13 protein-coding genes are annotated in these 12,546 nt (G+C 64.2%); 5 read left to right on the top strand and 8 right to left on the bottom strand.

The features are described 5' to 3' along the window. Positions 1 to 51: 51 nt before the first annotated feature. Positions 52 to 471: a DUF1801 domain-containing protein gene (locus tag RM96_RS19785; RefSeq protein ID WP_039013049.1), complete on the top strand. Its 420-nt coding sequence runs from the start codon at positions 52 to 54 to the stop codon at positions 469 to 471. Between the two features lie 73 nt (positions 472 to 544). Here RM96_RS19785 and RM96_RS19780 read toward each other — a convergent pair whose 3' ends face one another. The 3 genes from RM96_RS19780 to RM96_RS19770 all read right to left on the bottom strand — a co-directional run bounded on the left by RM96_RS19780 (position 545) and on the right by RM96_RS19770 (position 3,907). After that, positions 545 to 1,402: a cytochrome c gene (locus tag RM96_RS19780; RefSeq protein ID WP_039013047.1), complete on the bottom strand. Its 858-nt coding sequence runs from the start codon at positions 1,400 to 1,402 to the stop codon at positions 545 to 547. A gap of 212 nt (positions 1,403 to 1,614) precedes the next feature. Continuing rightward, on the bottom strand, positions 1,615 to 2,136 hold the full coding sequence (locus tag RM96_RS19775) for a DUF6496 domain-containing protein (protein WP_039013045.1): 522 nt from the start codon (positions 2,134 to 2,136) through the stop codon (positions 1,615 to 1,617). Between the two features lie 385 nt (positions 2,137 to 2,521). Continuing rightward, entirely contained in the window at positions 2,522 to 3,907 is a 1,386-nt protein-coding gene (locus tag RM96_RS19770; protein WP_039013043.1) for an APC family permease, read from the bottom strand. A gap of 348 nt (positions 3,908 to 4,255) precedes the next feature. On the opposite strand from RM96_RS19770, the gene RM96_RS19765 reads away from it, so the two are divergent. After that, on the top strand, positions 4,256 to 4,954 hold the full coding sequence (locus RM96_RS19765; RefSeq protein ID WP_039013041.1) for a hydrolase: 699 nt from the start codon (positions 4,256 to 4,258) through the stop codon (positions 4,952 to 4,954). Between the two features lie 192 nt (positions 4,955 to 5,146). On the opposite strand, the gene RM96_RS19755 is transcribed toward RM96_RS19765, so the two are convergent. The 5 genes from RM96_RS19755 to RM96_RS19735 form a co-directional block, all read right to left on the bottom strand. Beyond that, on the bottom strand, positions 5,147 to 5,842 hold the full coding sequence (locus RM96_RS19755) for a hypothetical protein (RefSeq protein ID WP_193752484.1): 696 nt from the start codon (positions 5,840 to 5,842) through the stop codon (positions 5,147 to 5,149). Beyond that, positions 5,808 to 6,368 (bottom strand): hypothetical protein, encoded by a 561-nt coding sequence (locus RM96_RS19750; protein ID WP_052279599.1) that lies wholly within the window; start codon positions 6,366 to 6,368, stop codon positions 5,808 to 5,810. The genes RM96_RS19755 and RM96_RS19750 overlap by 35 nt, the downstream gene beginning before the upstream one ends. 517 nt (positions 6,369 to 6,885) lie before the next feature. Continuing rightward, entirely contained in the window at positions 6,886 to 7,530 is a 645-nt protein-coding gene (leuD, locus tag RM96_RS19745; RefSeq protein WP_039013036.1) for a 3-isopropylmalate dehydratase small subunit, read from the bottom strand. After that, the gene (gene leuC, locus RM96_RS19740) at positions 7,523 to 8,941 is read right to left on the bottom strand and encodes a 3-isopropylmalate dehydratase large subunit (RefSeq protein ID WP_082016611.1); all 1,419 of its coding nucleotides are present in this window, start codon (positions 8,939 to 8,941) and stop codon (positions 7,523 to 7,525) included. The genes leuD and leuC overlap by 8 nt, the downstream gene beginning before the upstream one ends. A 29-nt stretch (positions 8,942 to 8,970) precedes the next feature. Further along, positions 8,971 to 9,933 carry a tripartite tricarboxylate transporter substrate binding protein gene (locus RM96_RS19735; RefSeq protein ID WP_039013034.1) on the bottom strand — a complete coding sequence of 321 codons (963 nt, stop codon included), beginning with the start codon at positions 9,931 to 9,933 and terminating at the stop codon, positions 8,971 to 8,973. A gap of 103 nt (positions 9,934 to 10,036) precedes the next feature. Here RM96_RS19735 and RM96_RS19730 point away from each other — a divergent pair, with 103 nt between their 5' ends. The 3 genes from RM96_RS19730 to RM96_RS19720 all read left to right on the top strand — a co-directional run bounded on the left by RM96_RS19730 (position 10,037) and on the right by RM96_RS19720 (position 12,526). Continuing rightward, positions 10,037 to 10,963, top strand: a complete 927-nt coding sequence (locus tag RM96_RS19730; protein ID WP_039013032.1) for a LysR family transcriptional regulator — start codon at positions 10,037 to 10,039, stop codon at positions 10,961 to 10,963. 118 nt (positions 10,964 to 11,081) lie between these two features. Next, the gene (locus tag RM96_RS19725; protein ID WP_039013030.1) at positions 11,082 to 11,417 is read left to right on the top strand and encodes a DUF3175 domain-containing protein; all 336 of its coding nucleotides are present in this window, start codon (positions 11,082 to 11,084) and stop codon (positions 11,415 to 11,417) included. A gap of 86 nt (positions 11,418 to 11,503) precedes the next feature. Beyond that, positions 11,504 to 12,526, top strand: coding sequence for a class I fructose-bisphosphate aldolase (locus RM96_RS19720; protein ID WP_039013027.1), 1,023 nt, complete (start codon positions 11,504 to 11,506; stop codon positions 12,524 to 12,526). Positions 12,527 to 12,546: the final 20 nt, after the last annotated feature.

The raw sequence follows: 12,546 nt of genomic DNA, 5'->3' as shown, positions 1-12,546 counted from the left end.
TGCCAGCCGCACCACCTGTTGCGCTAACCTGGAACAGCGATATCCAATCCAATGAATCCATCGGAACGCATTGACCAACTGATCGCGGGAATCACGGACTGGCGTGGCAAGACCTTCGCCACCCTCCGCAAGAGCATCCTCGAGGCCGACCGGGAAATCATCGAGGAATGGAAGTGGATGGGAAGCCCGGTATGGTCCCGCGACGGAATCATCGCGGTCGCCAACGCGCACAAGGGCAAGGTGAAGCTTACCTTTGCCTACGGCGCGAGCCTCCCGGATCCCGACAAGCTCTTCAACGCGGGCCTCGAAGGCAACGCGAGACGAGCGATCGATTTTTTCGAGGGTGACAAGATCAACGAGCGCGCCCTCAAGAATCTCGTCCGTGCCGCTGTTGACTACAACCAGCTCAAACTGAAGAAGAAGGCGGCTCCGGGTACCCGGGCGAAAGCACACAGCAGTAAAGAGACGTGAAGCCATGGCTTCTTCCCGCTCGCTGTCTCACTGACTCGGGTTCCGCCGCTGCCCCGCCTTCCTCGCTGCCGCGTCAGTCGGCCTTTGCCGCCTTGCGCCCGGCCATATGATGCAGATATGCCAGCAGGTCCTTCAGGTCCGCATCCGACAGCGTTTTCTCGTCGATGGCCGACATGCGCGAATTGGGCCACCAGCGCAGTGACTGCGGGTCACGGATCAGCCTGGCCAGCTTGTCATCCCCCAGGTACTCGACCGGACTGTACGGCACGTTCAGGTCGGGACCAAGCTGCGCATCGCCGGCCCGGTTGAAGGAGTGGCAGGAAAAGCAAACGCGCTGGAAGGTCGCGAAACCGCGCATGACCGGTCCGTCGGCCGGCAGGCCGGAGGCGGGCCGGATGGCGGCAAAGCGCTCGGCAGGCGATGCGGCGATGTCGATGCGCACGATGTTGTACGTCCAGAGACTCTCGTTGACTTCGGATGCCGCATGACCCGGCGGCACCGTCCAGATCAGGCGGAACGGCCCGATGTCCTGGCCCTTGAGCGTCGGCCACGGCGCGGCGGGATTCTCGACCGCCAGCCAGGCGCGCGGCTGGTCGGCGCTGTCTGCCAGCAACATGCGCATCGGCAGGTGAGAGACATAGCCATCGCCGGCTGCCGTCGTGGCACTCGCGCCGGCTGTCACCGGCATGCCCTGCAGCAGGCTTGTAACGGGGATGGCCTTGAATGTCAGGCGGCGTTTCAGGTTGTCGTCGTCAACCGTCACATCGGTCAGGCGACGGTCGTTCAGCAACCCGGCGACGGTCCAGCCGCGCTGTTGCGTGCCGGCGGAAATGGTCAGCGTTGCCGAATCCGCGGCACACGCCGAACCGGCCAGGAACGCCATTGCGCAGCAGCCAAGCGCGCCAACTGCCCTTGCAATCCAGCCTCCCATTCGTCTCTCTCCCGAGCGTGTGATGTCAGGCATTCAGCGTAGAGGCTGGAATTGCCGCGTGCAAGCGAAAGGTGCGGGCCAAGGCACGCTTTGAGCCTATGCGCCATGGTCAGACCGCAGCCGGCCCGATCCCTCCGCAGCATGCGCTAAGCGCGGACGCGGCATTCGGCATCGGCCTGCCGAATGCCGTGGTTCGACGCCGGGCACTTCACTCAGCCGGCCTTCTTTGCCGCGCGCGTGCGCGCGGCCTTGCGGGCCGCTTCGGAGCGGCCGGCCGCACCCTTGGTGCTGGCGGCCTTCCTGGCGGCAGCGGATCGATCGGCTGCCGTGCGCTGGCTTGCCGCGCGCTTGCCCTGCGCGGAAAGCGCCTGCGGCGAAGCCCCGGCCGTGCCTTCACGCTTGAGTGCCTTGAGGGCAGCGCGGGCACGCGTGACCGTGCTTTCCGAACTGGCCCGTCGCGGCGCCGCCTTGGTACCGCCAGCCTTGGTACCGCCAGCCTTGGTGCCTGCGGACTTGGCCGCCGTTGCGGCGCCCTTCTTCGGCGGCACATCAACGCCTGCGCGGCGCGCCTCCGACAATCCGATCGCTATGGCCTGCTTGGCCGAGCGCACGCCGTGCTTGCCGTGGCGAACGGCTTCGATCTCGTCTCGAACGAAATGGCCGGCCTGGGTGGTCGGCGCCTTGCCCGCACGCTTGTCTGCCCTGGCGTGCGCTATGCTCGATGCCCTTGGCATGGTCGTCTCCATGACTGCGCGCGGTCATCCGGCTAGTCCGCTGAATCATTGAAATGGGAGGTGAAGGACATGTCATGCGGGATGCAGCGCTAGGCGCAAAGCGCAGCAATAGCACAGCTATTGCGAGCATTTGCAACGACGTGATGTGCCCGCATGACATGGCAGGCACCGACCGATTTCAGTGATTCAGCGGACCACAGCCATGGCAGATGCAATGCCCGCGGCGCTGATCGGCCCGCCATCTGCCGGCGGGCTAAAGAAGTCCAACGCAAATGCCGTTCCAGGCCGGCAACCTGTGCGCCCACCGCCGCTCACGGGGGCGGCCGTCGTGCCACCGCGGGCGAAAACTGCACGCCCTGGGACGAAACTACAAGGCGCTTGCCCGCTAGCGATTGTCCTGCCTGCGCGCCTGGAACGAGTGATACCGGTTCAACAGCAGCGGCACGCCGCCGATTGCGATGCCACCCAGGCCCACGATATTGGTGGCGAGGTCGAAACCCGGGATGCTATAGACCGCGATGAACCACAGGAATGCGGCGCTCAACGCTGGCCAGACCACCAGGAAAACCATGTCGAACGGCGACCTGAGTGCGTCGCGCCGGAAATGCCAGGCGCAGGCAAAGCCGGCCAGTCCATAGTAGAAAGCCACCTGGAAGCCGATCGCGTTGACCGAATCCCTGATGATCTCGCTGACGCTCGGCAGTTGCGACGACAGGAACAACAGGAGCAGCCCAAACCCCGTGATAAGCGCAGTGGCCACCCACGGCGTGCGACAGGTCTTGTGCAGCGTCGCGTAGCGGGGATGGAGCGTGCCGTCACGGGCCTTGGCGTACATCGTGCGCGTGAATTGCAGGATCGAGGTTTCGAGGGTCCCTACCGTGCTCAGCATGACCGCGACGACGGCCAGGTAACTCCACGGCCTCGGCAGCAGCTTCTCGGCGACGGCGAACAGCACGTTGGTGCTCGAACTGGCGATCTCCCGGTCGTCGAGCACCAGCAGGGTCACCGCGGCGAATCCCATGAACAACGCCAGCACGACCAGCATCGCCAGCAGCGCGCCACGCCCCGGCGCGCGGGCCGCATCCCGGGTTTCCTCATTCAGGTTGACGGTGACATCCCACCCCCAGAAGAAGAACACCGCCGTCAGCGCGCCGGTCGCGAAAAGCTGCGGCGTAAAGCTGGCAGGCGAGAGCGCGGCCAGCGAGAACGCGTGCGCGGGATGGGCGCCGTACTTGACGAGCGCGAGGAGGATCACGGCCACCAGTATGCCCACCTCGATCACTGTCATGACGATCTGCGTGTAGCTGGTGGGCTTTATGCCTTTGACAACAATCGCACTAACCAGCAGCAGCCAGCCGGCAGCCACAAGGGTGACGGCTGCCGGCTCGTTGGCAAGGCGGGGAGCGAGCAGCGTCAGCGTGGCAGTGGCTGCCGGAATCGTTCCGGACACCATGAAGACCGCCGAGGCCACCAGCAGCGCCCATCCGGCAAAGAAGCCAAGCACCGGGTGGAAGATAGCGCTCACCCAGGCATAGGACGCGCCGGCATTCGGGTTGATGCGATTCAGATGCATGTACGCGAAGGTCACGCCAAACATGATCAGGCCGCAGTACAACAGACTGGCCGGCGACAGGCGCCCGACCGCGGCAATCAATGCCGCGGTGGTTGCGGCGATGCTGAAGGCTGGCGCGGTGCCTGCGACGCCCATGATGACGGACTCGCCCAGCCCGAGCGCCCCGCTTTCCAACCCGTCCTGATCCTTTGCATCCATAGCAGCCACGCTCCATCCCTGACACCAATGGGGTCCGTTGCGGCGCGTAGGGCCTGTTGGAAGGGCTGTCGTACGGCAGGCTTGCCGGCCGGTATTTCCATAATAGAAGGCCGGGCCAGGGCAGCAACGGACTGAGTGGCGGCAGTCGTCGGGCATCGCAGATGCAAGGATCCACTACGGCACCCTGGCAAGCCCACAGCATCAAATTATTTGAATACATATTGCAGGGGACGACCGTTATTTCCGCACGCGCGCTCGCTATAGTTCTGCACATCGTCAGCGCAACAATAAACAGCGCAAACCATATAGCTTCAAACCAATTGAATATTTTACCAAACGGAGAGCCCCATGTCGAACGCCAAGCTTGAAGTCCTGACCCCGCGCAACAGCCAGCTGATCATCATCGACCACCAGCCGCAGATGGCCTTCGGCGTCCAGTCGATGGACCGCCAGACGATCAAGAACAACGTCGTCGGGCTGGCCAAGGCAGCCAGGATCTTCGAAGTGCCGACCACGATCACCACGGTCGAAAGCGATTCGTTCTCGGGCTACACCTACCCGGAAGTGCTCGATGTGTTCCCCGGCAAGCAGACGCTGGAACGCACCTCGATGAACTCGTGGGACGACCAGAAGGTGCGCGACGCGCTGGCCGCCAACGGCCGCAGGAAAATCGTCGTGGCGGGCCTGTGGACCGAAGTCTGCAACACCACGTTCGCCCTGAGCGCGATGCTCGAAGGCGACTATGAGATCTACATGGTGGCCGATGCCTCGGGCGGCACCAGCAAGGAAGCGCACGACTATGCGATGCAGCGCATGATCCAGGCCGGCGTGGTGCCGGTCACCTGGCAGCAGGTCGTGCTGGAATGGCAACGTGACTGGAAGAACCGCGAGACATACGACGATGTGATGGCCGTGGCCAAGGAACACTCGGGTGCCTACGGCATGGGCATCGACTACGCCTACACGATGGTGCACAAGGCGCCGCAGCGCACGTCCACCACGCACGAATCGCTGGCGCCGGTGCATGCGCCGGTCATCGAGCGCTGATCCGGGCCAGCCGCCAGGCATCTCCGGGAGACAACATGCGCCCCACCCGACCGATTGCGAACGGCGCTTTCCTGCTGGGATGCTGGCTGGCCGTCAGTGTTTCCAGCGCCGCCGCGGCAGCTGTTGTCGTGCAGACACTGCGCCTGTGATGGAAGCCTGCGGCGGAGGTCGCGCCGGTCGCTTGCCGGGGGCTTACTGGGTCGCTGCCGCCTTCGGCGCCACGACGATCGGAGACGGTTGGATGGATGCGTTCCGCAACTCGGGTGCCGATGCCAGGGCGGCTTGCAACTGCTTGAGGGCGTCTTCGCTGGCGCGGTGCGCCGACAGCGCAAAATTGCGCTTGAATTCCGAGAATTCAGCCTTGCCGACGCCGCTCACTTCCTTCTTCAGCACGATTGCACCAGTGAGGTCGGTCACGGTACAGGTCAGCTTGATTGTGAATTGCGTCGGCGGCCAGGTCAGGGCGCTGTCGGACGACGAGTCGGTGACCATTTCCCGCGTCACGATATAGCTGATCTGGCCATTGCGAATAGCGGCCTCGTCATTGGGCGCCTTCAGCTTGCTGACGTTGGCAAATACATTTGAAAGCGTCGAGTACATCGGGAGTTCGATGTCGCGGTAGGGAAAATAGCTGACCTTGTCGCCACCGCCTCCTGGCGTAACGATTTCCTTCTCGCGCAAACCGGCGGGAATGACATAGCCGACGTTCTTGTCAATCTTCTGTGCGAGCGCTTCTGTGGGCGCGGATTTTTCCGTCGCCATGACGATCGGATGTGCACAGCCGGCAAGTACCGCGGCGCTCGCTACCACGGCGCCGATTTGAACCAATGACCGCATTGTTGATTCCTTCTGGTTATTTGAGAGCGTTGATAAAATCCGAATCCGCATAGAGATTGCCGAGCAGCGTTTGAACGGAAATGCTGTACTCCTGCACTGCGCGCGGAATGGCGATGGCCGCGGCGAATGAGGATTCCCATTCGCGATAGACAGACTTGACGCGGTCGTAGCGCACCGCGCCGCCCTTCTTAACTACAAAGCGAGCCTCGATCGTGCCGTTACCGGTGGAGATTGCGGGGTCAATCTGGTTCTTTAGCAGCGTTCCCGTGACTTCGATATCCGAATCAGGAGCGAGCTTGCCTGCCATGGTCAGCTCGCGCGTAATCGCTTCGGACAGGTATGCCGAGAACGTACCGCCATAAGGCGAGCGCATGGTATTGGCGCGCAGCGGTATCTGATTGGGATTTGCCGAGCTCTCTATGGCATTGAAGGCACCGATCCTCGCTTTCCCGGCACCGCTAGCCTTCAGGGCCTGCACGTTGTCGACGGAAGGGGTATAGGCGGGTGCCACGACAGCGCAGCCAGAGACAACAACAGCCAGCGCGGATAACGCCAGCGATGAGAGAACACGACCCACGGAGGTAACCTCTTATTCGTTTTGTTATGGATTGTCGCCAGGCGAGACCATGCCCGCCATGGCCATCTGTTGCCGGGCTGCATCCCAGACGGCAATCGGCAATTTACCTGAAGCGCCATTCTGTTGGCAGACCGCGCTCGTGTTTAATCATCGGCACGTTGTGAAAGGATGACACCCTTCTTTGGAAGGGTGAATGCAAGCCGGAGGCTGCGGCGGCAGATGACGCAATCCTGGATTGGGCGGTTTGCACCCCGGCGGTGGGGAAGATTGAGCTTCGAGTCCGGGCGACCAATATGCGCGCGATATCGCTATATGGGCGCTTCCGCTTTCTGGAAGAAGGGCGCTTCGAAAGGCGGATACGGCCGCCTGACGGGTCTTATATCGCAGACATCTCCATGGCGAGGTTTCGCCAAGCCAAGTAGATGACGGAAAGGAGTCGGGGGCCGATGTCAGGTTGGCGAGGGAGCATCCCCGAATCGACCATACGTGTTACTCCGGCGTACTTGCCGGGCCAGCTTCAGGTCGCACCCAGACGGTCACGCGTGCGCCGTGCCACGTCCTTTGCCCACGGAAACTCGGCCCAGTACTGCCGGACAAACTGCTCGATCTCGCCGCGCTGTTGCAGCGAGAGACCAATCATGTCGAGGCCTTCGAGGAACATGTGGCGGTGCCGCGCCGACAAGTCAAAGGGATGGTCTCCGGCAGGGGTACGCACCCGCATCGTCTCGACATCGATGCCGATGACGTTATTGCTGTCCGCGTCCACGTCGTTCATCAACTGCTCGATGACGTCGCGCGGCAGCATCACGAGCAGCAGCCGGTTGTTCATGGCGTTCGAATAGAAGATCTCGCCGAAGCTCGGTGCAATCACGGCGCGAATGCCGAATTGCTGCAGCCCCCATACCGCGTGCTCCCGGCTCGACCCGCAGCCGAAGTTTGCGCCGCCCACAAGGATGCTGGTGCCGGCGTACTCAGGCCGATTCAGCACAAAGTCCGGGCGCAGCGCTCCGGTGGCATCGAAGCGGTGGTCGTAGAGAATGCCCTTGTCCAGGCCGGCCTTGTCGATCCCGCGGAGGAACTGCTTCGGGATGATCTGGTCGGTATCGAGGTTTCCAAAGCGGATCGCGGCGCCTTTGCCGGTGATGCGGATTGCTTCAGACATGCGAGATCTCCAGCTTGCGGACGTCGGTGATGGCGCCGGTGACGGCCGCTGCGGCGGCCATGGCCGGGCTCATCAGGTGCGTGATGGCACCGCGCCCCTGCCTGCCCTCGAAATTGCGGTTGGTGGTGGACGCACAGCGCACGCCGTCGGCAAGCACGTCGTCGTTCATGGCCAGGCACATCGAGCACCCCGGTTGCCGCCATTCGAATCCGGCGGCGGTGAGGATATCGGCAAGACCTTCGCGTTCCGCCTGCGCCTTGACCGCACCGGAGCCCGGCACCACCATGGCCCTGACTCCGGCGGCCACCTTCCTGCCACGAACCACGCCGGCGACGGCCCGCAGATCCTCGATGCGCCCGTTGGTGCACGACCCGATGAATACATGCTGGATCGCGGTGCCTTCCAGCGCCGCGCCCGGCTGCAGGCGCGTGTACGACAGCGCGCGCTCGACCGAGCGCTGCTCGGCTTCGTCGATCTGGTCTTCGGGAAACGGAATGCATCCGGAAACCGGCAACACCTGGTCGGGGCTGGTTCCCCACGTCACGTGGGGCTCGACATCGCTGGCATTGAAGACGTAGTCCATGTCGAATTCGGCGCCAGGATCGCTGTGGAGCGTGTCCCAGTACCGGAGCGCAGCCTCGCGCTGCGGACCTTCGATGTCCACGGCGCGGCGCAGCACATAGTCGGTGGCCACTGCATCCGGCGCAATCAGCGCGCCGCGCGCCGCGGCTTCCACCGTCATGTTGCAGAGCGTAAAGCGTGCCTCGACGCTCAGGTCGCGAATGGCCGAGCCGCAGTATTCGACGACATAGCCGCGCGCGCCCTGCGCGCCGATCGCGCCGATGATCCTGAGGATCAGGTCCTTGGCGGTCGTGCCGGCAGGGAGCTTGCCGTCCACGCGGATGCGCATGGTCTTTGCCATCCGGTAGACCAGCGTCTGGGTCGCCAGCACATGCTCGACCTCGGAGGTGCCGATACCGAAGCCGAGCGCGCCGAGCGCACCGTAGGTCGTGGTATGGCTGTCGCCGCAGATCACCACCATGCCCGGCCGGATCATGCCGTGTTCGGGGGCGATCACGTGCTCGATGCCTTGCAGCGTGTCGTTGGTATCGAATAGCGGAATCGCGTGCCGGTTGCAGTTGTCGCGCAGGTTGGTGGCCTGCAGCGCCGAGGCGGGATCCGCGATCACGCGGATCGCCACGGGGTGCGTCGGGATGATATGGCTGACGACGGAAACGTTCTGCCCCGGGACCAGCACACCGCGCTCTTGCTCATGCAGCCCGGCAAAGGCCTGCGGGCTGGTGTACTCGTTCATCAGGTGCAGGTCGCAATACAACAGGACGTTGTCGTCATCGATCCTGGCCACCGTGTGGGAGTCGACCAGCTTCCGGTACAGGGTCTTCGGTATCATTGCTGTCATGGCTGCTGCCTTGTCTACACTCATTCCGCGGTGATGCCGCGCTGCTTGATCAACTGTGCCCACATGGGCATTTCCTTCTCCAGGCGCTGGCGCGCCGCATCGGGCGTGGTCGGGGTCGGCTCGAAGCCTTCCTTGAACATCCGGTCTTTGGTCGCCGGCGAAGCCAGCGCGGCATTCAGCGCGGCGTTCAGCTTGTCGATGACGGGCCTGGGCGTGCCCGCCGGCGCGAACACCATGAACCAGGTTTCGAAGTTGTAGCCAGGCAGGCCCGCCTCCGCCGCGGTCGGAACATTCGGCAACTGCGCGGAGCGCCTGGAGCCCGTGACCGCGAGCGCCCTGAGCTTGCCGCCCTGCACATGCTGCTGGGCCGCCGACACCACCGGGAAGCTCATGTCGACCTGGCCGGCAATGGTGTCAACGAGGGCCGGGCCGCCGCCGCGATACGGCACATGGACGATGGAGACGTTGGCCACCGACTTGAACAGCTCGGCGGACATGTGGAAGGTGCTGCCATTGCCCGCGGAGCCGTACGTCAGCTTGCCCGGCGCGGCCTTCGCGGCAGCGATCAGTTCCTGCAGGTTTTTGGCGGGCACGTTGTTGTTGACCACCAGCACATGCTGCGAGCTGGCGACCATGCCGATCGGGGCCAGGTCCTTCAGCGTGTCGTACGGCATGCGCGGGAACAGGCCCGGGTTGATCGCCAGCGACACCGTTTGCAGGCCAATCGTGTAGCCATCGGCAGCGGCCTTGGCGACGGCATCGACACCAATATTGCCGCCGGCGCCGGCACGGTTTTCGACGACGATGGTGCCGCCCAGGCTCTTCGACCACGCATCCGAAACCAGCCGGGCGGCGATATCAGCGCTGCCGCCCGGGGCGTACGGCACGATCAGGCGCACCGGGCGTTGAGGATAGGACTGGGCAGCAGCCGTGCCGATGGAAGCGGCACAGACCAGCAAGGCGGTGAGGTGGGCAAGCTTCACGAGCGTCTCCGATGGGTATGAATTGTTATGGAAATCATCGTATCATTTACCCACAAAAACATAATTCAGGACGAGTTACTTCTTTGGTTCCCCTCATTCACTAATGGATAACTTCTCCGACCTCGCCTTCTTCCAGTGCATCAACAAGCACGGAAGCCTTGCGGGCGCCGCCCAGGAACTTGGCGTGACGCCGCCTGCGGTCAGCAAACGGCTGGCCGGCCTCGAAGCGCGCTTGGGCGTGCGGCTGCTGCACCGGACGACGCGCCGGATCAGCCTGACGCCGGAGGGAGAAAACTACCTGGTGGAAGGCGCCCGCATCCTCGCGGAAATGGAAGCGCTCGAGCGCACGATCGCCGGAAGCAGCAGTACGCCGCACGGGTTGCTGAAGGTCGGCGCCACACTCGGGTTCGGCCGCCGGCATATCGCGCCGGCGCTTTCGGAGTTTTCGCGCAGGTATCCGAAAATCGAGGTTCAGCTCCATCTGAGCGATCGTCCGCTGAACCTCGTCGAACAGGGCCTGGACGCCATGGTCCATTTCGGCGAGATGCCGGATGTGCGGCTGACGGCGAGGCTGCTGGCCAACAACCGCCGTCTGCTGTGCGCAGCGCCGCGCTACCTTGAAGCGGCCGGCGCGCCGTCAAGCCCGCGTGAACTTGCACGGCACAACTGCATCTTCATTCGCGAGGCCGACGAGACCTTCGGCACCTGGCACATGCGCAACGGCGTGCAGCAGGAAACCATCAAGGTTCGCGGGACCATGAGTACCAATGACGGGGAATCCGCCCTGGCCTGGGCGCTCGACGGGCAGGGACTGATCGTGCGCTCCGAGTGGGACGTCGCCGAGCATCTGCGTGGCGGCGCCTTGCGGCGGGTGCTCCCGCAATGGCAGTTCTCGCCGGCAGATATCTACCTGGTTTTCCCGGCGCGCAACAACCGTCCCGACAAAATCCGGGCGCTGGTGGATTTCCTGCTGGATCGGTTTGCAGCTCACCGCGGCCCGGCGCCTGGAGGTTCGGATAGCCACTGGTAGGCGCTTGTTGGCGCGTCAGCTTAGGCATGTGTACGGGTCTTGCCGCCCCGGAGCGGCCAACACGGCGAAAATTTGCCTACGCTTACTGGGTGCCAATGCAGCTGTTGGAGGATCGGAGATGGCCGCCACCAAATCCACTCGCCGACCGGCAAAGGGCCGCGCCAGGACTCGCGCCCGGAAAGTGCGGCGCTGGTCGCAGGACGTGACCGAGCACAGCGACGCGCTGGACCTCGAACCGCATCTGTTCGCCTCGGACAACCCCGAGGAGATCGCCGCTTCGCTCAAGCGTTCCGCCCAGAGCAGCCGCCGCCGCAAGGGCACGGCTTTCCAGTCGGCGATGTCGATGCTCAATTTTTATATCAATCGCGCCGGCCGTCACCTGCCCAGGGAGCGCCGCGCCACGCTCGAGCGGGCCAAGGGCAAGCTGCGCGAAGCGTTCGGGCGGCCACCATAAGCACAGCCCACGCGCCCCCGGCTCTCTTGCGCGATTGCATTGACGAGTGAATGCTTGTGCCTATGTCACCCTCGCGGAGCAACATCATGGACACACGAAGCGAACTGCAAGCCACCGTGGACGCCCTGGTACAAGCGGGCAAAGGCCTGCTGGCCGCCGACGAGAGCGGGCCGACAATCGCCAAGCGGTTCGAGCGCATCGGCGTGGAATCGAGCGAGGAAAACCGCCGCGCGTGGCGCAACCTGCTCCTGTCGGCACCGGGCCTGGGTGAATTCATCAGCGGCGTGATCCTGTACGAGGAAACGCTGGGCCAGCGCGCCGACGATGGCACGCCGCTGCCGGAACTGGCTGCGCGCCAGGGCATCGTGCCCGGCATCAAGGTGGACAAGGGCAAGCTCGCGCTCGCCCACGCACCCGGCGACGAGATCACCGAAGGTCTCGACGGCCTGGCCAAGCGGCTTGTCGGCTATCGCCAGCAGGGCGCGCGCTTTGCCAAGTGGCGCACGGTGTACAACGTGTCGGACCAGCTGCCCGGCCGGCTCGCTATCCAGGCCAATGCGGAGGCGCTGGCACGCTATGCCGCCATCTGCCAGGAGTCGGGCGTGGTGCCCATCGTCGAGCCAGAGGTGCTGATGGACGGCGCGCATTCCATGGCGCGTTGCGCCGAAGTTACCGAGGCCGTCCTGCACGAAGTCTTCCACGCCTTGCACCGGCATGCGGTGGCGCTCGAACACATGCTGCTGAAACCCAGCATGGTGCTCCCCGGCAAGGAGGCCGGGCATGCGGCGCCAGCCGAGGTTGCCATGCAGACGGTGCAGGTGCTCAAGCGCACGGTGCCGGCGGCAGTGCCGGGCATCTTCTTCCTGTCCGGCGGACAGACGCCCGTCGAGGCCACCGCCAATCTCGATGCCATGAACCGGCTCGGCCCGTTGCCCTGGCGGCTGAGCTTCTCCTACGGGCGCGCCTTGCAGGAGCCGCCCCTGCTGGCCTGGCGCGGCGAGGCCGCAAACGCGGCGCTGGCGCAACGGGCACTGCTGCAGCGCTCGCGGCTGAATGGCATGGCCTGCCTGGGGCAATACGAAGCAGCGCTGGAGGGCGCTGCGGGCTGAACTTTCGGCCGGCGGGCAAC

Source organism: Cupriavidus sp. IDO, assembly GCF_000812465.1.
Lineage (GTDB): Bacteria > Pseudomonadota > Gammaproteobacteria > Burkholderiales > Burkholderiaceae > Cupriavidus.
The sequence above is the reverse complement of the archived record's forward strand: the minus strand, read 5'-3'. Positions and strand labels throughout refer to the sequence as shown.